The organism is Brevundimonas sp. Leaf280 (genome assembly GCF_001422455.1).
Taxonomy (GTDB): Bacteria; Pseudomonadota; Alphaproteobacteria; order Caulobacterales; family Caulobacteraceae; genus Brevundimonas.
In genome coordinates, this window is record NZ_LMNC01000002.1 from 484040 (window position 1) to 505132 (window position 21093).

The 21093-nt window shown below is 65.8% G+C and carries 20 protein-coding genes and 1 tRNA gene; 4 read left to right on the forward strand and 17 right to left on the reverse strand.

All coding sequences use genetic code 11. From position 1 onward, the window contains the following. Positions 1-39: 39 nt before the first annotated feature. Positions 40-2127, forward strand: a complete 2088-nt coding sequence (gene recG / locus ASF31_RS05980; RefSeq protein ID WP_055753844.1) for an ATP-dependent DNA helicase RecG — start codon at positions 40-42, stop codon at positions 2125-2127. Here recG and ASF31_RS05985 read toward each other — a convergent pair. The 5 genes from ASF31_RS05985 to ASF31_RS06005 are packed head-to-tail and all read right to left on the reverse strand — an operon-like array spanning position 2124 to position 6204. Continuing rightward, positions 2124-2918 (reverse strand): MBL fold metallo-hydrolase, encoded by a 795-nt coding sequence (locus tag ASF31_RS05985; protein WP_055753778.1) that lies wholly within the window; start codon positions 2916-2918, stop codon positions 2124-2126. The genes recG and ASF31_RS05985 overlap by 4 nt on opposite strands. After that, complete coding sequence (locus tag ASF31_RS05990) at positions 2915-3697, reverse strand: TatD family hydrolase (protein ID WP_055753779.1); 783 nt, start codon at positions 3695-3697, stop codon at positions 2915-2917. The genes ASF31_RS05985 and ASF31_RS05990 overlap by 4 nt, the downstream gene beginning before the upstream one ends. Continuing rightward, a complete protein-coding gene (locus ASF31_RS05995; RefSeq protein ID WP_055753780.1) occupies positions 3697-4686 on the reverse strand; it encodes a DNA polymerase III subunit delta' in 990 nt (329 codons plus the stop codon). The genes ASF31_RS05990 and ASF31_RS05995 overlap by 1 nt, the downstream gene beginning before the upstream one ends. Beyond that, positions 4683-5315 (reverse strand): dTMP kinase, encoded by a 633-nt coding sequence (tmk, locus tag ASF31_RS06000; protein WP_055753781.1) that lies wholly within the window; start codon positions 5313-5315, stop codon positions 4683-4685. The genes ASF31_RS05995 and tmk overlap by 4 nt, the downstream gene beginning before the upstream one ends. 49 nt (positions 5316-5364) lie before the next feature. Continuing rightward, positions 5365-6204 carry a septal ring lytic transglycosylase RlpA family protein gene (locus ASF31_RS06005; RefSeq protein WP_055753782.1) on the reverse strand — a complete coding sequence of 280 codons (840 nt, stop codon included), beginning with the start codon at positions 6202-6204 and terminating at the stop codon, positions 5365-5367. Positions 6205-6311: 107 nt separating this feature from the next. Between ASF31_RS06005 and ASF31_RS06010 the strand changes: the two genes are divergently transcribed. Continuing rightward, positions 6312-6401 (forward strand) — tRNA-Ser (locus ASF31_RS06010). A 26-nt stretch (positions 6402-6427) separates the two neighbouring features. Here the strand turns inward: ASF31_RS06010 and ASF31_RS06015 are convergent. Together ASF31_RS06015 and ASF31_RS06020 are read right to left on the reverse strand one after the other, a co-directional pair. Next, positions 6428-7216: a DUF5677 domain-containing protein gene (locus tag ASF31_RS06015; RefSeq protein ID WP_156355916.1), complete on the reverse strand. Its 789-nt coding sequence runs from the start codon at positions 7214-7216 to the stop codon at positions 6428-6430. Further along, positions 7203-7835, reverse strand: a complete 633-nt coding sequence (locus ASF31_RS06020; RefSeq protein WP_156355918.1) for a hypothetical protein — start codon at positions 7833-7835, stop codon at positions 7203-7205. Before ASF31_RS06020 ends, ASF31_RS06015 begins: the two co-directional genes overlap by 14 nt. A gap of 332 nt (positions 7836-8167) precedes the next feature. Here ASF31_RS06020 and ASF31_RS06025 point away from each other — a divergent pair, with 332 nt between their 5' ends. Continuing rightward, a complete protein-coding gene (locus tag ASF31_RS06025; protein WP_055753785.1) occupies positions 8168-9487 on the forward strand; it encodes an Hsp70 family protein in 1320 nt (439 codons plus the stop codon). 10 nt (positions 9488-9497) lie between these two features. Here the strand turns inward: ASF31_RS06025 and ASF31_RS06030 are convergent, their stop codons facing one another. The 9 genes from ASF31_RS06030 to ASF31_RS06070 form a co-directional block, all read right to left on the reverse strand. Further along, positions 9498-10616, reverse strand: coding sequence for an acyl-CoA dehydrogenase family protein (locus tag ASF31_RS06030; RefSeq protein ID WP_055753786.1), 1119 nt, complete (start codon positions 10614-10616; stop codon positions 9498-9500). Between the two features lie 4 nt (positions 10617-10620). After that, entirely contained in the window at positions 10621-11802 is a 1182-nt protein-coding gene (locus ASF31_RS06035) for an acyl-CoA dehydrogenase family protein (protein ID WP_055753787.1), read from the reverse strand. A gap of 130 nt (positions 11803-11932) precedes the next feature. After that, a complete protein-coding gene (rodA, locus tag ASF31_RS06040; RefSeq protein ID WP_055753788.1) occupies positions 11933-13087 on the reverse strand; it encodes a rod shape-determining protein RodA in 1155 nt (384 codons plus the stop codon). Further along, complete coding sequence (mrdA, locus tag ASF31_RS06045; RefSeq protein ID WP_055753789.1) at positions 13084-15114, reverse strand: penicillin-binding protein 2; 2031 nt, start codon at positions 15112-15114, stop codon at positions 13084-13086. Before mrdA ends, rodA begins: the two co-directional genes overlap by 4 nt. Beyond that, positions 15111-15629, reverse strand: a complete 519-nt coding sequence (locus ASF31_RS06050; RefSeq protein WP_055753790.1) for a hypothetical protein — start codon at positions 15627-15629, stop codon at positions 15111-15113. The genes mrdA and ASF31_RS06050 overlap by 4 nt, the downstream gene beginning before the upstream one ends. Continuing rightward, positions 15626-16771 (reverse strand): rod shape-determining protein MreC, encoded by a 1146-nt coding sequence (gene mreC / locus ASF31_RS06055; protein WP_055753791.1) that lies wholly within the window; start codon positions 16769-16771, stop codon positions 15626-15628. Before mreC ends, ASF31_RS06050 begins: the two co-directional genes overlap by 4 nt. 151 nt (positions 16772-16922) lie before the next feature. Continuing rightward, positions 16923-17963, reverse strand: coding sequence for a rod shape-determining protein (locus tag ASF31_RS06060; RefSeq protein ID WP_017504801.1), 1041 nt, complete (start codon positions 17961-17963; stop codon positions 16923-16925). Between the two features lie 220 nt (positions 17964-18183). Beyond that, the gene (locus ASF31_RS06065) at positions 18184-18654 is read right to left on the reverse strand and encodes a hemerythrin domain-containing protein (protein WP_235551262.1); all 471 of its coding nucleotides are present in this window, start codon (positions 18652-18654) and stop codon (positions 18184-18186) included. Positions 18655-18712: 58 nt separating this feature from the next. Next, positions 18713-19426, reverse strand: coding sequence for a TVP38/TMEM64 family protein (locus tag ASF31_RS06070; protein ID WP_055753793.1), 714 nt, complete (start codon positions 19424-19426; stop codon positions 18713-18715). 122 nt (positions 19427-19548) lie between these two features. Between ASF31_RS06070 and ASF31_RS06075 the strand changes: the two genes are divergently transcribed. Beyond that, positions 19549-20754 (forward strand): pyridoxal phosphate-dependent aminotransferase, encoded by a 1206-nt coding sequence (locus ASF31_RS06075; protein WP_055753794.1) that lies wholly within the window; start codon positions 19549-19551, stop codon positions 20752-20754. Positions 20755-20797: 43 nt separating this feature from the next. Here the strand turns inward: ASF31_RS06075 and ASF31_RS06080 are convergent, their stop codons facing one another. Further along, entirely contained in the window at positions 20798-21085 is a 288-nt protein-coding gene (locus ASF31_RS06080) for a hypothetical protein (RefSeq protein ID WP_055753795.1), read from the reverse strand. Positions 21086-21093: the final 8 nt, after the last annotated feature.

Genomic DNA, 21093 nt, shown 5'->3' on the forward strand with positions numbered 1-21093 from the left:
CACTTCGCCACCCGTCATGGTCACGCTATGTTCACGGCGATGCGTCCGCAGATTCTCTTCCCCCTCTTCGCCGAGGTCTCGACCCTTAAGGGCGTGGGCCCTCGCGTCCTGCCTCTGGTGCAAAAGGTGGCGGGCCCGCTGGTCCGCGATCTGCTGTTCCTAAGCCCGTCCGGCGTCATCATGCGCCGCCCCGCCGAGGCCGCCACCGCCGTCGATGGCGAGGTCGGCGTCTTCACCGTGACCATCGATCGCCTCTTCACGCCCAGCCGCCCCGGCGCGCCGCTGAAGGTCCGGGCCAGCGATCCGACCGGCTTCGTGCATCTCGTCTGGTTCGGCGGTTCGCCCCAGCACATCGACCGGCTGTTGCCGCGCGGCGAGACGCGGTTGGTCGCGGGCAAGGTCGAAAGGTTCAATGGCGAGGTCCAAATCGTCCATCCGGACATCGTCACGCCAGACAAGGCCGCCGACATTCCGGCGTCCGAGCCCGTCTATCCGGCGACGCAGGGCCTCAGCTCGCGCCAATTGCGTAAACTGGTTCAGGGCGCCCTGCCCGCCGCGCCCGACCTGCCGGAGTGGCAGGACGCCGCCTGGCTCAAGAAGCAGAACTGGCTGGGTTGGCGAGCCGCTCTGGACGCCCTGCATGCTCCTACAGCCGAGATGGACCTGTCGCCCGACGCCCCCGCCCGCCAGCGCCTGGCCTATGACGAGTTCCTGGCCCATCAGCTGGCCTTGGCCCGTCGTCGCCGCGCCCGCGAGATCAGGCCCGCCCCGGTCATCGCCCCCGGCGCAGCGTCCGAACACCTGCTCAAGGCGCTGCCCTTCCAGCTGACCAACGCCCAGGCCCAGGCCGTCGCCGAAATCCGTCGTGATCTGGCGTCGGGCCAGCAGATGGGCCGATTGCTGCAAGGCGATGTCGGCTCGGGCAAGACCGCCGTCGCCGCCCTGGCGCTGGCCGACGCCGCTGCCAGCGGTTTCCAATCCGCACTCATGGCCCCGACCGAAATCCTGGCGCGCCAGCATTACGAGAAGCTCGGCCCCATGCTGGACGCAGCCGGCGTCGCCGCCGTCCTGCTAACGGGTCGCGACACCCCGGCGCAACGACGCGAGAAACTGGCTGCCCTGGCCTCGGGTTACGCCCAGGTCGCCATCGGCACCCACGCCCTGTTCCAGGATGCCGTCCGCTTCGACCGCCTGGCCCTTGCCGTCATCGACGAACAGCACCGATTCGGCGTGAACGAGCGCCAGCGGCTGCAAGCCAAGGGCGACCCGCGCCTGGGCGCCGTGCATCTGCTGACCATGTCGGCCACCCCCATTCCCCGCACGCTCGAACTGACGCAGTACGGCGAGCTGGAGGTCAGTCGCCTGATGGAGAAACCGCCCGGCCGCACCTCCGTCACAACCGCCGTCCTGCCTTTGGCCCGCATCGGCGAGGTCGCCGCCCGCCTGAAGAGCGCCGTCGAAAGCGGCGCCCAGGCCTATTGGATCTGTCCTCTGGTTGAGGAATCCGAGGCCATCGACCTGGCCGCCGCCGTCGATCGCGCCGACGATCTGCGGCGCCTGCTGGACGTGGAGGTGGGCCTCGCTCACGGCCAGATGCCGGGCGCAGAGCGCGAGGCTGTCATGGCCGACTTCGCCGATAGCCGCCTGCCGGTTCTCGTCGCCACCACGGTGGTCGAAGTCGGCGTGGACGTGCCCAACGCCTCGATCATGGTTATCGAACACGCCGACCGTTTCGGTCTGGCGCAGTTGCACCAATTGCGCGGCCGCGTCGGTCGCGGCGCCAAGGCCAGTTCCTGCATCCTGCTGTATGGCGGTCAGGACGGCGCCCTCGGCGAGACGGCGAAAGAGCGGCTCGAAACCCTGCGTCGCACCGAGGACGGATTCGTCATTGCCGAGGAAGACTTCCGCCTGCGCGGCGGCGGCGATCCCCTGGGCCTGAAACAGAGCGGTTTTCCCGCCTACCGATTCGCTGACCCGATCCGCCACCGCAGCCTGATGCTGGCGGCCGCCGACGATGCGCGGCTGATCATGAACCGCGATCCTGATCTGACGTCGGAACGCGGCCAGGCGGTGCAGGTGCTGGAAGAGCTATTCGACTGGAAAAACCACAAGGCCGGCGCAAGCTAGCCGATCACTCGGCTCCAGCCATCGAATCCGACCTCGACGTTGTCAGGAACAAGCGCCGACAACGCCTTGTAATCCATATCGATGTGCAGGTTCGTCAGCACCGCGCGCTCCACGTTAGCCGCGGCGATCCACGCCAGGGCCTCGTCCAGATGAGCATGGGTCGGATGCGGCGCGTAACGCAGTGCATCCACGATCCAGAGCTTGCAGCCGGCCACCGCCGCCAGGGCCGCCTCGTCCAGATCGGACACATCGCTGGAATAGGCCACGTCGCCCAACCGATAGCCGACAGAGCGGATCGGCCCGTGCGCCTGGTCGAAGGTCGTGACCGGGATCGAGCCGCCCGCCCCCTTGACGGACCAGGCCGTGCCATGCGGCGGAATGATCCGTCCGTCCAGCAACGGCGGATAACCGAACTTGCTCTCGAAAATGTAGTCGAACCGATGCGTCAGCGAGCCGTGCGTCGCTTCATCCATCCACGCCGGTATCCGCTTCCTGGCCCGCGCGGCGAAGGTGCGCAGGTCGTCGATCCCATGGGTCTGGTCAGCGTGGTCGTGGGTATAAAGAACCGCATCCACATGTTTCGTGCCGCTGGCCAGCATCTGTTCGCGCAGGTCCGGCGAAGTGTCGATCAGGACAGTGGTCACCCCCTCCGGCCCGGTCTTCCTCGCCAGCATCGAACAGCGCGTTCGCCGGTTCTTGGGCTCGGCCGGGTCACACGCGCCCCAGTCGCCGTCTCCGCGCGGCACCCCGCCCGACGACCCGCTGCCCAGAATGACGACGTCGAAACTCATGCAGGCCTGGGTATCCGGTCAAAGAGGCCGAAGAAGGCCTCGGTCGTGATGCGGTCCGCCTCCTCGGCGCTCCAGCCTCGGATTTCGCCCAGCTTGTCCAGCACATGACCGATGTAGGCCGGCTCGTTGCGCCGTCCGCGATGCGGAATCGGCGCCAGATAGGGGCAGTCGGTCTCGACGATGATCCGGTCGCCCGGCATATCGCGGATCACCGCCCGCACATCCTCGGCCGCCTTAAAGGTCGCGATGCCGGACACCGAAAACCAGGCGCCCATTTCGGCAGCGATTTTCGCCAGTTCCGCGCCGCTCGTATAGCAGTGCATCAACATCTTGAATGGCCCCACCGCATACTCCTCACGCAGGATCGACGCCATCACCTCGTCCGCCTCACGCGTATGGATCACCAGCGGCAGACTGGTTTCGCGCGCCGCCGCCACATGCTGTCGGAACACCGCCGCCTGCACATCGCGCGGGCTGAAGTCATAGTGGAAATCCAGACCGCATTCGCCGATCCCGATCACCTTGGGCCGCTGCGCCAACTCTACCAGCGTCGCCGCCGTCAGGTCCGCTGCGTCCTTGGCCTCGTGTGGATGGACTCCGACCGTGCACCAGATGTCGTCGTGCGCCACGGCGATCCCATGGGTCGCCTCGAAGGTGGTCAGCTTGTCGGAGATCTCGACCATCAGCCCGACGCCCGCCTCGCGCGCGCGCGCGATCACGGCGTCCCGGTCCTCATCGAACTGGGGTGCGTGCAGGTTCACATGACTGTCGATCAGCATCAGCCCATCCGCTCCTGCTGGGCCTGAACCCGCTTCAGGTCCGCCAGCGCGCCGGCCAGCACATCGGCCTTATCCAGGTTCAATCCCGCCGCCCGTTCCGGCAGCGGCTGCAGCCGCTCCCACAGTTCGGCCCATCGATTGCCGGCGCCGGGCGAACTCTGCAAGGCGCGCATCCGCACCGCCGCGATCAACCGGTCCATCAGGGTCTCGAACCGCTCCTGCCCCTCGGCGCCGCGGAACCGGTCGGCGATGGCCAGCGCTTCAGCCCGGTCCACTTCGCCCTCGACCCAGCGCCGCGCCAGTTGGTCCATCTCAAACGTCGCGCCTGAAGCCAGGGCCAGGGCCGCGCCGGGCGATCCGCCCGCCATGATCGCCGCATGTTCGGCGTCCTCACGCTCTGCGCCCGTCCGGTTGCGCACCAGGGTCTCCAGCCGGTCCGGCGTCCAGATCGGAAAGCTCAGCCGCCGGCACCGCGACCGGATCGTCGCCAGCAACCGCCCCGGCGCATGGGTCACCAGGAAAAGCACGCCACGCTCGGGCGGCTCCTCAAGAACCTTCAGCAAGGCGTTGGCGGCGTTGAGATTAAGGTCGTCTGCCGCATCGATGATCGCCACCCGAAACTGGGCTTGCGACGGGCTCTTTGAAAAGAACTCTGGCAGTTCGCGCGACTGATCGACCGAGATCGATTTCTTCGTCTTGCCGCCCTCAACCAGCCGTTCCAACACCAGCAGGTCCGGATGCGACTGGGCCGAGATCAGCCGGCTGACCGGATCGTCGCGCCGGGCGCCCAGCGGCCCCGACGCCGGATCCGCCTCCGCGCCCAGCAGCCGCCGCGCCGCGCGATAGGCGAAGGTCGCCTTGCCCGTCCCCTCGACCCCGCACAGCAGCCAGGCGTGGTGCAACCGCCCCCGTTCCCAGGCGTCCAGAAACGCCGTCTCCGCCGCCGCATCGGGAACCAGGTCGAACCGGTCACGGGGGTGATCGCTCACAGCAGCCGGTCCTGAACCGCCTGCCAGACCCGCGCTTCGACCTCGTCCAGCGATCCGACGGCATCGATCAGCACGCAACGCTGGGGATTGGCCTCGACGATCCTCAGAAAGCCCTCGCGCAGGCGCTGATGGAATTCCAGCCCCTTGGATTCGAACCGCGTCTCGAACAGGCCGCGCCCGAACGCCCGCTCCAGGCCGACCTCGACCGGCAGGTCAAACACCAGGGTCAGGTCCGGCTGGTCGTCCCCGACCACGCCCGCGTCGATCTGTTCGATGAAGTTTTGCGCCACGCCCCCGCCTGCGCCCTGATAGGCGCGGCTGGAATCGGCGAACCGATCGCACACCACCCAGTCGCCGGCCGCCAGCGCCGGGCGGATGGTCCGCTCCAGATGGTCCGAGCGCGAGGCGTACATCAGCAGGGTCTCGGTCATGGCCGACCACGGCTCCGCGTCCGTGGCCACCACCAGATTGCGGATCACCTCCGCGCCTTTGGACCCGCCCGGTTCACGCGTGCGAACGACCTTGCGCTCGCCCAGCGCCGCCTGCAGCCGCGCGACAAGCCGCCCGACCTGGGTCGATTTGCCGGCGCCCTCGCCGCCTTCGAAGCTTATGAATTGTCCACGGGTCACGCGCCTTCATGGCGCGCTGACGCCGCCCGGCGCAAGCCCGTGCGCGCGATCAGCTGCCGGATATCAACAGGGCGCCCGCATAACCTCGCGCCACGACCGACTGACGCGCCGCCTCGGCGGCATTGGCGCTGTCCCACGGCCCCACCACCACATTGAACCGCGCCGCGCCCCGATCGGCTCGCACCCAGCCGCTCAGGCTGTCGGCGATTCGCCCGGCCTCGACCTGATCCGAGAAACTGCCCGCCTGGACCCAGAAGGTCGTCACCTCCGCAACCGCGACCGGCGCGGGGGCGATGACGGGCGCGCTGACGGGCGGGCTGGCCGGGACCGCGCCTCGCGGCGTCTGCGCCGACGCCCGCAACAGCGTGCCCCCGCCCTGCTGCGGCGCCCGGCCGAGGTAGCGCACCCGCACCCGCCCCACGCCCTGCGACAGCATCCCCAATTCGCTCGCCGCCTCGCGCGACAGGTCGATGATCCGGCTGTCCACGAACGGCCCGCGGTCATTGATCCGCACCACCAGCCGCCGCCCGTTGTCCAGGTTCGTCACCTCGACCAGACCGGGCAGAGGCAGGGTCTTGTGCGCCGCCGTCAGGGCATGCATGTCGAACCGCTCGCCGGTCGAGGTCGGCCGCCCGTTGAAGGCGTCGCCGTACCAGGACGCCATCCCGACCTCTTCGTAATCCGGCTGTTCCTTGGGCGTGTACCAGCGTCCGCGCACCTGATACGGCCGCATCGTCCCCGACACGATCGGCGCCGGGTCCTTGACCACAGGCAGGCGCGCCTCGTCGCGCGTCCCGCCCACGCTTGCGCCGCCCGCCGTCGAACAGGCGGCCAGCAGCGAGAACAGCCCCAGGATCAGGGCGCCGCGCACCCATTTTCCACACGTCATCGATCCGCCTCGTCAAGGAATACGAGAAACAGGATGATCGAAGACATTTCCGCTTTGGTTAATGACCCGTTCGCCTGCTATGGCGTCCGCCTCCGCTGCGGCGGCAAGGAAGTGTGGCCGAGTGGTTTAAGGCACTGGTCTTGAAAACCAGCGACGGTGAGAGCCGTCCGTGGGTTCGAATCCCACCGCTTCCGCCATCCGCTCTATGATTGGCAGAGGCGTTCTAGTTCACTGTATCCGTCGCGACCGCTTTGACGAAGGCGTCGAACGCTGACACTCCTGTCCGATTGAAGCCAATCGCTTGATCAAAAACTCGCAATGTCTTGTTCCAGTATTTTGCGGCTAGGATCATGTAGTCCAAGCTCGGGTCGTGATCAGCACTAGTCGGAAGTCGATGATATCGATGAAGTGGATTCTCACACGTCACTAGATTGTAGTGCCCTATGTGTTGCCACATGGAATGCGCGCACGAACTGAAGGGTGTGTAGACGTAGTTGTAAAAATCAATGCATCCCGCTTCCTCGGCCATCTGTCGAACAGACAGTCCAGACCATTTCCCTAAATCTACGTCTTGGAGAAATCTGATACGCTGCGAGTCAATCCACCTCTCCTGCACTTCAGGCATATCAGCTTCTTCAGCGGTGGGTTCGCGGTCGCCCATCTGAGCCCGCCGATGTTCTAGTTCGAGCTTAGCCTGACCAAGGCCGAATGATATGAACTTCAAGCACCTGATCGCAGGATCTAACAGCAACCAAGCCATGTTGATGTGAGCGTCCGCCATTGCGCGAAGCAAAATCGGCGCGCTGTGTCCGTTCCATAAGTCGGGAGCGTTAGCGATCTCCTTTGCCAAAGTTGCTTGTCGGGCGATCATTCCTCCAATAACTTCATGTACTTGAACTTGAGCGAAGTTGGGAGGCCACGCTGCCAAACGCTCTGCGAGCTCCCCGTCAACGGCGCGTCGATACTCAGCAAGCAACGGCCCTATGTCGATGCCCCCTTCAGCCAATGTCATCGGCAACCTCGCAGGGGGACAGGGTCATTCCGCAGTTCCAGAATTCGACAGGCCAACTCGTTTGAGAAGCCATCAGGCCATCCCGACCAAAACACTGATTCATCGTGGCCCGGATACTGGCTGCAATCCGTCTAGAGATTTCAGTATTGGGATACTGGTCGATTTTCGGAAACTGAGCGAGTGATAATTCCGGGGAAACCATTAGACGCTTTGCATCAAATGCCAGCCATAGGGCATGAGCTTGGGTCATCGTGGCTTCCCAGGAAGCGCGGTCGTGCATGCCGGCCACGACGTCGGTCAGATACTTAATGTCTCTCGCTTCAGGCTTCGCTTCTTCTGGGCTGTAAATGTTGTTCAGTGGATGGCTTGGATAGTGCGCCGCCAGCGGACGTAGAGCGGTCTTGATATCATTGCCATATTCCTCAGCTTTGCGCGTAATGAGGTCGCAAAGCTCTTCGGGAGGGATGGTGCTGAACTGGCCCGCACCGGCCCACACTACGTCGGCTCGTTCAGGGCTCGTCGATCGCAGATCTCGCGTGAACGCAGTTAGCAGCTCGACGCATTTATGAGGGCCAAAAACTTCTTGAAGTAGCGCAATCCACAACAGCTCCGGGATCATGGTGTTGACCCAAGACACCTCCCCCAAAGGCCCAAACATCTCGTTGAATGGCGTGACAAGCTTTGATCTGACACGCTTTTGGTCAGCAAGAACTCGCTTTCTAGGCGGCATCATATCTAAAGACATCCAACATTACTCATAAAAAACAGATGCGTAGATCAGATACGTATTGTCCAACATATGCAGTCGATTTGGAAAACGATAGCTGTTCATCATCGCATTCTGTGCGCCGCCGGTAACGCCGTCGTCTGACGCGGGCGGGCGCCCTCATTAACGCTTGCTATTGCCCCGCCTGACGCTAGGAACCCGGCTCCCCTCCCTGGAGCCCTGCCATGACGGCGACGAAACCGATGACGATCGGGATCGATTTCGGCACGACCAATACGGTCGTCGCCCTGACCGATGCGGACGGCCTCGCCCGGCTGGTGACCTTCGACGCGGTCGAGGGCCAGACGACCACCTTCCGCTCGGCGCTCAGCTTCCAGATCCATCAGGGCGTGGACGGCCAGCCGCCCGAGCGCGTGGTCGAGGCCGGTCCCTGGGCCATCGCCGCCTATGTCGAGGATCCGCTGGAGACCCGCTTCATCCAGTCGTTCAAGACCTTCGCGGCCAGCGCCGCCTTCACCGAGACCCGTATCGACAACCGTCGCTATGCGTTCGAGGACCTGCTGGCCGCCTTCCTGCTGCGTTTGCGTCACCATGCGGGCGACGAACTGGCGAACACCCCGCCCGCTGTCATCGTCGGGCGCCCCGTCACCTTCGCGGGCGGCAATCCTGACGAGACCCTGGCCCTGTCACGCTATCAGACGGCGTTCGAGCGGCTGGGCTTCACCGACATCCGCTATGCGCACGAGCCGGTGGGCGCCGCCTTCTATTTCGCGCGCACGCTGAAGCAGGACGCCACGGTTCTGGTCGCCGACTTCGGCGGCGGCACCAGCGACTTCTCCATCATCCGGTTCGAGCGGACGGACGACGGCCTGCGTTCGACGCCGCTGGCGCGGTCCGGCGTCGGCGTGGCGGGCGACGCCTTCGACTACCGGATCATCGACCAACTGGTCTCGCCCGAACTGGGCAAGGGCGGTCTCTACAGTTCGGTCGGCAAACAGCTGCCGATCCCCCAGCGGTATTATTCCGCCTTCGCCCGCTGGGATCAGCTGGCCCTGCTACGCGCGTCGCGCGACATGCGCGACATCCGCGCCCTGGCCCGCACCGCGCTGGAGCCCGAGAAGATCGAGCGCCTGATCGAGGTGCTGGACGACAACCATGGCCATGACCTGTACCGCGCCGTCTCAACGCTGAAGATGGCCCTGTCGGCCGACGATCAGGCGACCTTCCTGTTCCAGGCCGGCGGCGTCCATATCGAAAAGCCGGTCGCCCGCGCCGATTTCGAACGCTGGATCGCGCCTGAACTGGCCGCCATCGAAGGCGCGGTGGACGAGGCCATGGCCCTCAGCGGCCTGGGCCCCGACGCCATCGACCGGGTCTTCCTGACCGGCGGCACCTCCTTCGTGCCGGCCGTGCGCGCCATCTTCCAGACCCGTTTCGGCGCCGAGCGGATCGAGACCGGCGGCGAGTTCGAATCCATCGCCGCCGGCCTAGCCCTGATCGGCCGCGAAGCGGACCTGGACCTGTGGAGCGAAAAGGCGGTCTAGAATCCCGACCCTAGAACCCTTGCGCCCGCGCCACCCGTTCGGCGTGGAACCCGGCATCGCCCAGCAGTTCGTTCAGCACCCGCACCCGCTTCATGAACAGACCGACGTCGAACGCGTCGGTCATGCCGACGCCGCCGTGCATCTGGACCGCCTCCTGCACCGCCAGCTCGGCGACCCGCCCCGCCTTGGCCTTGGCGATAGAGGCCGCCAGCGGCGCGTCTTCGCGCCCTTCGTCGATGGCGATCTGCGCGCCGATCGTCGCCGCGCGCGCCAACTCCAGTTCCGAGAACAGATGCGCGGCCCGGTGCTGCAACGCCTGGAACTCGCCGATCAGCTTGCCGAACTGTTTTCGCGTCCGCAGATAGTCCATCGTCGTCTTGAACGCCTGATCGCCCGCGCCGGTCAGGCTGGAGGCCGCGCAGGCCCGCCCCAGGTCCAGCGCGCCGTCCAGCAGCGCCTCCCCGCCCCCGACCGCGCCGATCACGGCATCGGCGTCAACCGCCACATCAGTCAGCGTGATCCGCGCCGCATTGTGCGCATCCACCATCACCGTGCGCTCGATCTCGACGCCCGCCGTCGCCGGATCGACCAGGAACAGCGTCGTCCCCTCGTCCGCCGTCGCTGCAACGATCAGAGCGTCCGCCACATGGCCGTCCAGCACAAAGGCCTTGGCGCCGTTCAGCTTGAAGCCGTTGCCCGCCCGCTCGGCCCTCGTGGTGATCCGCGACGGCGCGTGTTTCGCGCCCTCATCCACCGCCAGCGAAAGGATCGCCTCGCCCGCCGCTATCCTGGGCAGCCAGGCCTGCTGCGCCTGCGATCCGCCGTCGATCAGCACCTTGGCCGACAGAATCGACGATCCCAGATACGGCGACGGCGTCAGGGTGCGGCCCAGGCTCTCGGCGATCACCCCGGCCTCTACGGCGCCCAGCCCCATGCCGCCCAGCGCCTCTGGGATGATGACGCCGGCGAACCCCATCTCGCCGAAGGCCCGCCACAGGTCGCGCGACACCCCGTCGGCGTCACGCTCGTCCCGCAGCTTCCTCAGATGGGCGATCGGCGCCCGTTCGTTCAGGAAGCCGTCGGCGGCGTCCTGCAACATCGTCTGTTCTTCGGTCAGGATCAGCGGCATCGTCTCACGCTCCCGGCAGTTGCAGCAGGTGTTTGGCGATGATGTTCAGTTGAACCTCGCTGGTGCCGCCCTCGATGGAATTGGCCTTGGTCCGCAGCCAGTCGCGCGCGGTCTTGCCGTCGTTCGACCGCTCGCCCTCCCATTCCAGCGCATCGGCCCCGCCCGCCGCCATCAGCAGTTCATGGCGCCGCTTGTTCAGCTCGGAGCCATAGTATTTCAGCATGGAGGCGATGGCCGGATGCGCCTGTTTGGCCTTCACCTGATCGCCGACCCGCTCCATCGCCAGACGGAAGGCGGCGGCGTCGATCTCCAGGTCCGCGATCCGGGCGCGCAGCATCGGCTCGTCCAGACGCCCAGCTTCGTCGGCGCCGATGGCGTCCAGCGCCACCTGCCCCACCGGCCGCCCGCCGCCGACCTCGCCCATCGCGCCGATCATGGTCCGCTCGTGCGCCAACAAATATTTGGCCACGTCCCAGCCTCGATTCAGCGTCCCGACCAGATTTTCCTTCTCCACCCGGACATCGTCGAAGAAGGTCTCGCAGAAGGGCGACTTGCCTGAAATCAGGGTGATCGGCCGCGTCGTCACGCCCGGTGTCTTCATGTCGAACAGCACGAAGCTGATGCCCAGATGTTTGGGCGCCTCGGGGTCCGTGCGCACGAGGCAGAAGATCCAGTCGGCCTTGTCGGCGTAGGAGGTCCAGATCTTCTGACCGTTGACGATCCAGTGGTCGCCCCGATCCTCGGCCCGCGTCTGTATGGACGCCAGATCGGATCCCGCGCCCGGCTCGGAATAGCCCTGGCACCAGCGAATCTCGCCGCGCACGATCTCGGGCAGGAAGCGCTTCTTCTGCTCTTCGGTCCCAAAGGCCAGCAGCGCCGGACCCAGCATCCAGACGCCGAAACTGGCCAGGGCCGGCTGGGCCTTGATGCGTCGCAGTTCGGAGGCCAGCACCTTGGCCTGCTCGCGGTTCAGCCCGCCGCCGCCGTATTCCGCCGGCCATTCCGGCGCCGTCCAGCCCCGCGCGCCCATCCGCTCCAGCCACAGCTTGTGCGCCGGGGTCTTGAAGGTGGGGTTTCGCCCGCCCCAGATCATCTCGTCGTCGGCCATTGGACCGCGACACTCGGCCGGGCAGTTCGCCTCCAGCCAGGCGCGCGTCTCGGCGCGGAATTGCTCCAGATCGGTCATTCCTCGTCTCCCATAGCGTGCGTCGCTGACCGGCCGAAACCGATGCGAGACATCGTTGGGAAGACCTTATCCAGGAAATCCCCGCCTTAGAAAGCGAAACCTGAATGCCGATCACCTAGCTGACGTAACGTCAAATCAGGCCGTGGCCCTTGGGCAGTTCGGCGTAACGGTGGACGCGCGTCGCCATGACCAGCCCAAAGCCGATCATCACGGTCAGCATCACCGTGCCGCCATAGGACAACAGCGGCATCGGCACGCCCACGACCGGCGCCAGCCCCATCACCATCGCCCCGTTGATCAGCACATAGAGGGCGAATGTCGCCGTCACGCCCGACGCCGCCAATCGACCGAAGTGACTGTGCGACAGCGACGCGATCCTCAGCGAGATCAGAATGATGGCGGCATAGGAGGCCAGAAGCGTGAAGGTGCCCACAAAGCCGAACTCCTCGGCGAAGGCGGCGAAGATGAAGTCGGTCTGGCGCTCGGGAAGGAACTCCAGCTGGCTTTGGCTGCCCAGGCCGAACCCGCGCCCCAAAGGCCCGCCCGACCCCATGGCGATCTTGGACTGCACGATCTGATAGCCCTTGTCCGACATGTCGGCCTCGGGGTTCAGGAAGGTCAGCACCCGGTGACGCTGATAGTCGTGCATGCCGAACATCACATAGGGCGGCACCAGCACGGCGGCGGCGATGATCAGCGGCAGGATGATCCGCCAGCTCAGCCCGGCGACGAACATGATCGCCGCCCCCGTCAAACCGATCAGCATGGCCGATCCCAGGTCCGGCTGGTGCGCGACCAGCAAGAACGGCAGGCCGATGATCCCGACCGGGAAGATCAGCTTCCAATGGAAACTCGCCTCCTTGGCCGAGGCCCCGTGATACCAGCGCGCCAAGGCCAGCACGACGCCGATCTTCATGATCTCGGATGGCTGGATGCGTGTGAACCCCAGGTCAAGCCATCGGGTGGCGCCCAAGGCTGTATAGCCCAGCGGCGTCTCCACCAGCGCCAACATGAACAGCGCCATCCCGTAGATGGGATAGGCCAGGGCGAACCAGTAGCGGATGCTGATCAGCGACAGCATCAGCATCAGCACCAGACACATGCCGAACCGGATCAGGTGCTTCATCGCCCACGGCGACCACGATCCGCCGGCCACCGAATACAGCATCAGGGCGCCGGTGCCGGACACCACGCACAGCAAGGCCGTCAGCCGCCAGTCGATCTGGCCCAGCTTGGTCGAAACGCGTTCGCGCTCACCGGGACGTGACAGGGCCGAGGCGGTCAACGGCCGGGCTCGGAAAGATAGGGTCGCGGACCGCTGGTCGCAGATGGCGCAGAGCGGCTCGGTTGGGGCGGGGCCACGACATCGGGCTCGGGCGCGGCGCCGACGACGCCGTCCTCGACGATCGCGTCGCCGGTCGGTTCGGGCGGCAGCGGCCGTTCGATCCGGGCTCGCATGTCCGGATCCTTGAGCAGCACGGTGCGCATCACCTCACGCGCACGCGGCGCGCCGGCGGTCGCCCCGCCCTTGCCCCCGTGTTCGACGATGATGGCGACCGCATATCGCGGCGCATCCACCGGAGCGAAGGCCACGAACAGGTTGTGGTCCTTCAGCGCCCAGATATTGCTCTTGCGCGAGCCGGAGCCGTAGTTCCGGACCTGGGCCGTGCCGGTCTTGCCGGCCATCTGTATGTCGCCCAGGCCCAACTGGCTCTGGCGATAGGCGGTGCCGGATCGGTCATTGGCCACGGCGATCATGCCTTGGCGCACATATTCGACGTGGGCGGGATCGAACGGCAGGTCCGGGGCCTCGGCCCCGCTGGGCTGTTCGACGCCGCCGATGGACTTGATCAGGCGCGGTTGAAGTTGCTTCTTCCCGTTCGCCAGACGCGAGGTCATGACCGCCAGCTGCAGGGCGTTCACTGTAATCGCGCCTTGCCCGATTGCGACCGAGGTCGTCTCCCCCGGATGCCAGACCGGATCGCGCGGGAAGGTTCGCGCCTTCCATTCGGTGGACGGCAACAGGCCTTTGCGCTGGTTGCCGACACCGATGTCGAACTCGTGCTCGAAGCCAAGCGCCAGCCCGGCCTTGCGGATGTTATCCACGCCCGCGCGGTTGCACATGGCGTAGAAATAGACGTCGCAGGAGTTCTTGATCGCGTCGTGCATGTTCTGGGTGCCATGCCGCCCCCAGCATCGCTGCGTTCGGTTGCCCGTCCGATACGAACCCGAGCAGAACACCGTCAGCTTCGGATCGACCCCGGCTTCCAACAGAGCCAGGGCCGTGGTCGGCTTGAAGGTCGAGCCCGGCGGGAAGGTGCCGTTCAGCGTCTTGTCCAGCAGCGGCTTGCGCTCATAGTCGGCCAGGGCGCGATAGGTCTTGCTCGGCACGCCGCCGACGAACAGGTTCGGATCGAACGATGGCGCAGACATCATGCACAGGATGTCGCCGTTGCGCACATCCATGACCACACAGGCGCCCGACTCGTCGCCAAACACTTCCAGAGCCCGGTTCTGAACGTCGGCGTCGAGCGTCAGGATGACTTCCTTGCCCGGCACGGCGGGCCGCGATCCGCCGATGTCCTCGGCCACCACGCGACCGCGCGCATCCACCTCGACCCGATTGCCGCCCGGCTCGCCGCGCAGCGACGTATCCAGAGCCTTTTCTACGCCTTGGCGGCCGATGCGGAAGCTGGGGTTGAACAACAGGGCGGGCGGCTGCTCGCCCTTGTCACGGATCGCCTTGACGTCGCGATCGGACACCTTGGCCACATAGCCAATGACGTGGGCGAACGATCCGCCGAAAGGGTAATAGCGCGCCTCGTTCATATCGACCATCACGCCGGGCAGTTCGTTGGCGTACTGATTGACCTTGGCGAACTCCTCCCAGGTCAGGTCGCTCTTGACCGGCACCGGGTTGAACTTGGAAGCCGCATTGACGTCGCGGATGATCGCGCGACGGCGCTCCAGCGTGTCGGGCAGCAGCCGTCCCAAAAGGTCCAGGGTCTGGTCCAGATCCTTGGTCTCGTCGCGCACCACCAGCACACGGAAGCTGGGGCGGTTGCCGGCGATGACGACGCCGTTGCGGTCCTTGATCAGGCCGCGCGGCGGCGGGACCATGCGGAAGTTGAACTGGTTCTGCGACGACAGGGTCGCATATTCCTGAGCCTGCACGACCTGAAGCTGGCCCAGCCGTCCAATCAGCGCGGTGATCCCCAGCGCCGTCGCCCCGCCCAGCACGAAGGTGCGCCGCAGGAAGGACCCCTGACGCTCATTCACATCGGCAAAGAAGATGGAGGGCTCGCCGCTCATCGGAACCGAATATCTCCGTCGTCGAATCGCTCAAGCATCCAGTTGGCGATCGGAAACAGCAGCAGCGTCGGCACGACCTGTCCGACCAGCGGCAGAATCGCCGGCGCGTTCGTCGCCCGCATGGTCACCACCAGATAGGCCAGAAAGAAGGCGCCCAACGTACAGGCGGCATAGGCTCCGAACCGGATCAGCCCCTCATGCCCCGCCAGCAGATTGCGTGAGAGCAGCACCGTTCCATAGACGCCCATCAAGCACAACGCCCACAGACCCAGCGGCGTATTCCAGAACAGATCGAGGAAAAGGCCGATCAAAAACAGCACCGCCGGCGCCAGCATCGACGGCCGGATCAAGGGCCAGGCGAAGGCCAGGATCATCGGAATGACCGGCTCGGGCAGATGCAGACCGAACAGCTGGAGCGGCGTTCCCAGAACGACCGTCGCGGCGAGGACGAGCAGGGCCGGATAGACGATCCACTGAAGAGGTCCGACAACGCGAACCGCGACGGGCCGTCTCACGCCGCGCCTCCCGGAGCGGGCGCCGGCGCAGGGCTGGGCGCAACCGGCGCAGGCGACGGGGTCGAAGCCGCAGGCCTCGGAGACGTCACGGCCGGACGGGCCGCAGTCGGCGCAGCGGCGGGCGCAGGCGTTGGCGCTGGCGTCGCCGCCGCAGCACGCGCCCGTTCGGCCTGAGCCTGCTGCGCCGCCGCACGACGGGCGGCGGCGTCACGGATCGCCCCGACCTCGGCCGCGCTCGGCTCCGGTGCCGTCGACAGGCCTGCGAGCGGCGGCGCATTCAAGGCGTTCGGGCTGACCAGCTGTCCAAAGCTCTGGAACAACAGCACGCGGACATAGTCGATCGCGCCGTGATCACTGAACAGCTTGACCCGCCAGGCGCCGTCCACGCCCTTGGCGGCCACCCCGACCGGCAGACCGCGAGGCAGACCGCCGCCGTCCCCTGAACTCAGGATACGGTCACCCGCCTTGATCGAACCCGATCCGCGAATGAACTCCAGACGCGGGCTGTCGCCGCCGTCTCCGGTCAGCATGGCGCGCGCATCGGTGCGCTCGATCATTACAGGGGTGCGCGACGCCACATCCGTCAGCAGCACGACACGGCTGACGCCGCCCGTCACGCCCGTCACCCGACCAACCAGTCCGTGTTCCGTCACAACGGGATTACCGATCCGCACGCCCTTGGCCGAACCGACGTCGATCAGCTTGGCGTTGGAGAAGGGACCGCGAGATTCCGAAATCGCTCGTCCCGTGGCCATGGGCACCGGCGGCTCGGTGCGCAGACCCAGCATGGCCTCATAGCGGCCGTTGATGTTCTTTTGGGCGATCGCTTCGTCGCGCCAGCCGCGCAGTTCGGCGATCTCGGCCTTCAGGCGGCGGTTCTCGCCGATGGCGAAGAAATAGCCGCCGACATAATCTCGCGCGGCCCCGGCCCAGCGCACCGGCGCGGCGAAGACCCCGCCCACTGGCCTGGCCGCCGCTTCGAAACCGCCGCGCGCCGCGCCCATGGTCGAGCCGCCCTCGGACGTGGTCCGGTCGCCAAGCAACAGGACGACCGCGCCGATGACGGCCACGACGACGACGACCGCGGCGGTCCACGCCAGCGGCACCTTGATGTTTTCAAAAGGGCCGTCGCGAAACGCCACGGGCGACCTTCCACTCAAAGGGGTTGGAATCGGCAGGACGCCCCCTGCCGCTGAGCCTGCCTATCGCAAAATCAAGGCCGGAATGGAACCGTGATCACGCAGGCCAGACAAGGATTTGCAGCCAAGCTTTCACCTGGCCGCATCGGACGGATCAGAGCGCGGAGTCGAGCACGCCCTTCATCCAGCGCGGGTGCTCCAGAACGCGGCCGCAGCCTATGGCCACGCACGACAACGGATCGTCGGCGACCGAGACCGGCAGGCCGGTGTGATCGCGGATTTCGACGTCTAGGCCGCGCAGCAGGGCGCCGCCGCCCGTCAGCATGATGCCCTTGTCGGCGATGTCGGCGGCCAGTTCCGGCGGGGTGGCTTCCAGCGCGACCTTCACGGCCTCGATAATCTGAGTGACCGGCTCGGCCAGGGCTTCCGCCGCCTGACGCTCCGAGATGCGCACCTCGCGCGGCACGCCCTGCATCAGGTCACGGCCCTTGACCTCAATCGACAGGCCTTCGCCGTCGGCCGGAATGCGGGCGGTGCCGATGTCCTTCTTGATGCGTTCGGCGGTCGTTTCGCCGATCAGCAGGTTATGGTTGCGGCGCATGTAGCTGATGATGCTGTCGTCCATCTTGTCGCCGCCCACGCGGACCGAACGCGAATAGACGATGCCCGACAGCGACAGGACGGCGACTTCAGTCGTGCCGCCGCCGATGTCGACGACCATCGAGCCGGTCGGCTCGTGGATCGGCAAGCCGGCGCCGATCGCAGCCGCCATGGGCTCGTCGATCAGGCCCACGCGGCGCGCCGAGGCGTTCAGGCAGCTGTCGTTGATCGCGCGACGCTCGACCGCCGTGGCGCCCGAGGGCACGCAGACGATGATTTTGGGGTTCACGAAGCCCTTGCGGTTATGAACCTTGCGGATGAAGTGCTTGATCATCTCTTCGGCGACTTCGAAGTCGGCGATGACGCCGTCGCGCATGGGGCGGATCGCCTCCATGTGGCCCGGCGTGCGGCCCAGCATCTGCTTGGCTTCAATCCCCACGGCGTGGACGACCTTGCGCCCACCGACGTTTCTCAGCGCCACGACCGACGGCTCGTTCAGGACGATGCCCTTGCCCTTCATGTAGATCAGGGTGTTGGCGGTGCCCAGGTCCATCGCGATGTCGTTGGAGATCGCGCCGAAAAGGGAGAAGCTCATGGGAATCGATACCGTTGTTATCTGGCAGGGCGTCTAGATGTCTCAGTCGACCTGGCGACGCCCCAACTGCCCTGACATCCCCACGCCGGACAGTTCCTGATCGTCTTCGCCACGCCTACTAGCGGCGGGTTTGCCCGTATGAAACCGGGAATACAAGCCCCGATGACAGTGTCGTCATATGGAGAGGGCTATCGAGGCACTACGCCTGTGGACACCGGCTTCAGGATGTCGGCCTGCCGTCGCGCTGCGGAACGACAGCCAAGGCGTCCGCCGCCTCCATCGTGGGATACAGCGTGTCCTCCTCTCGAGCGACCCGATGCGCCAAGGCGCCGATCAACCCCTTGGTTACAGAAGCGAAACGCTCCCGATCCGTCAGAATGCGGGCCTGCGACCACTCTTCGAAATAGTGCGCCCAAACGCCGCTCAGCGCCCCCATGTCCTCAACATAATGCTGCGCTAGGTCGCGAACCGAATGATCTTGGGACCGCATCAGGACTGGATAAAGTTCGCCGTCCTCGATCGCGAGATGCTCGGTCAGAGCCGTATTCAGCGCACGCATCAACTCGCGGGCGCGTGTCGCATCATCCGATGTTTTAAGAACGGCGGCGGTCCCGCCCAAGGCGCTGGCCAATCGTATGATCCGGCCGTGCTGCACTTTTAGAACCTCGACATCCATAGCGATGCCTCCCACAAGCCATCATGCAACCTGTGGATGAACGGAGTCTAAATAGCAAGCTAAGCAAATTCCCTCAGTCGCCGCGCGCGATCTCGCGCCGCTTGACCAGTTCACGCACCAACAGCATCAGCGCCAGCCAAGCCAGCGCCACGCCAGCCAATATGGCCGAGGTCCAGATCCCGTCGCCGCTGACCGCCGTCATGAAGGATCCGCCAAAGAAGGCGACCAGCGCGGTCTTCGGCAATACCCCCAGCGCGCACCCCGCCAGAAAGCCCGGGAACGACGCCCTCGCCGCCCCGAACGCCATGTTCACGACGATGAACGGCGCCGACGGTACGTTGCGGATCATGAAGCTGGCGTAGAAGGCGTTCTTGCCGACGAACCGCGTCAGCCGTCCGACCGTCTTGCCGCCGTGCCGCGCCAGCAGCCGCGCCGTGGGTCCGCGTCCCAGCCAATAGGTCACGCCTGCAGACACGACCGTCGCGATCCAGCTGTAGAGGAAGCCGAACCACGGTCCGAACGCCACGACGCAGGCGGCGATCAGGATGAATTGCGGTGCGCCGAAAAAGGCCGAGGCCGTAAACACCACGATGGCGGCGACAAGGCCCCAAGGTCCCTGACGGAATCCGGCCAGCCAGTCTTCCAGCCGCCCCTCGGCCTCCAGCCCCAGTTGGCTCTTGCCCACAGCGAACAGGGCGATCATCGCGCCCAGCAGCAGGGCCGTCGCCAGCACGGCGCGCCAGCGACGCGCCTCCATGTTCGACAGAAAATCGATGATCCAGCGCATCAGAGCCGCCGCTTATCATCCCATCTCGGCATTAGCGAGCATCAGCGCATTGTCCCGAGGGGCGACGCCGCGTAAACAACCCCGCCTCCCCGGCAAAAACTTCCAAAACCACGGGATAGTTCATGTCCAGCCTGCAATCTTCCGCCCTCGCCCGCGTCAAGCCCTCGGCCACCATCGCCGTCACCGCGCAGGCCCGGAAGCTTAAAGCCGAAGGCCGCGACGTGATCGGCCTGGGCGCCGGCGAGCCGGACTTCGATACGCCTGACAACATCAAACAGGCCGCGATCGACGCGATCAACCGCGGCGAGACCAAATACACCGACGCCGACGGCATGCCCGAGTTGAAGGCGGCCATCGTGGCCAAGTTCAAGCGCGAGAACGATCTCGACTATACAGCCGCCAACATCCACGTCGCGCCGGGCGGCAAGCCCGTCATCTTCAACGCCCTGGTCGCGACGCTGAATCCCGGCGACGAAGTCATCGTGCCCGCCCCCTACTGGGTCAGCTATCCTGATATGGTGCTGCTGGCCGGCGGCGAGCCTGTCACCGTGATCGGCGAGGAGAAGGACGGCTTCAAGTTGCTGCCCGCTGTGCTGGAGGCCGCGATCACGCCCCGCACCAAGTGGCTGATCCTGAACAGCCCGTCCAACCCCACCGGCGCCGCCTACACCCGCGCCGAGCTTGAAGCCTTGGCCGAGGTCCTACGTCGTCACCCCCACGTGTGGGTGCTGACAGACGACATGTACGAGCACCTCGTCTATGGCGACTTCGAATACACCACCATCGCCCAGGTGGCGCCGGACCTGATCGACCGTACACTGACGGTCAACGGCGTATCCAAGGCCTACGCCATGACCGGCTGGCGCATCGGCTACGCCGGCGGGCCCAAGCCTCTGATCGACCTGATGCGCAAGGTGGCCAGCCAGACCACGTCCAACCCATCCAGCATCAGCCAGTGGGCGGCCGTCGAGGCGCTGAACGGCCCGCAGGACTTCATCCCTGAGCGCAAGGCCGCCTTCGAAAAGCGCCGCGATCTGGTCGTGTCGATGCTCAACCAGGCGGCTGGCATCACCTGCGCCACGCCCGAGGGCGCCTTCTACGTCTATCCGTCCATCGCCGGACTGATCGGGAAGACGACGGAGACGGGCGTCGCCATCGACGGCGATTCCACCTTTGCCGCCGAACTGCTGAACGCCGAGGGCGTCGCCGTCGTCCAGGGCGAGGCTTTCGGCCTCAGCCCCTATTTCCGCATCAGCTACGCCACCTCGGACGCCGTGCTGGAAGAAGCCTGCACTCGCATCCAGCGCTTTACGGCCTCGCTGCGCTGATCGACTCAAGGCGGAGGTTCAGGCCTCCGCCCGCCGTCCGGCCCTATTTGCTGGGCTGCATATAGACCACGCGGCAATCGCCATCGATGGTGGTGTAGCGGTTGTTCGACGCGTCGACGAACGAGATCCGGCCGCCGTCGTCATATTCGACCTTGCCAGTCGAGCGTCCCTTGAAGTTCTCTACCCCATAAGTCCAGCAGGTGATGTCCGCCGGCTTGTCGCCCCAGGTGGCGTCGTTGCGCGCCCGCTTGCTGTCGGTGCAGGCGGACAGCCCACCGGTCAGGACACCGATCAGGGCAAGGGCTGCGGCGGTATAGACAAGCGCTTTCATAGGCTCAG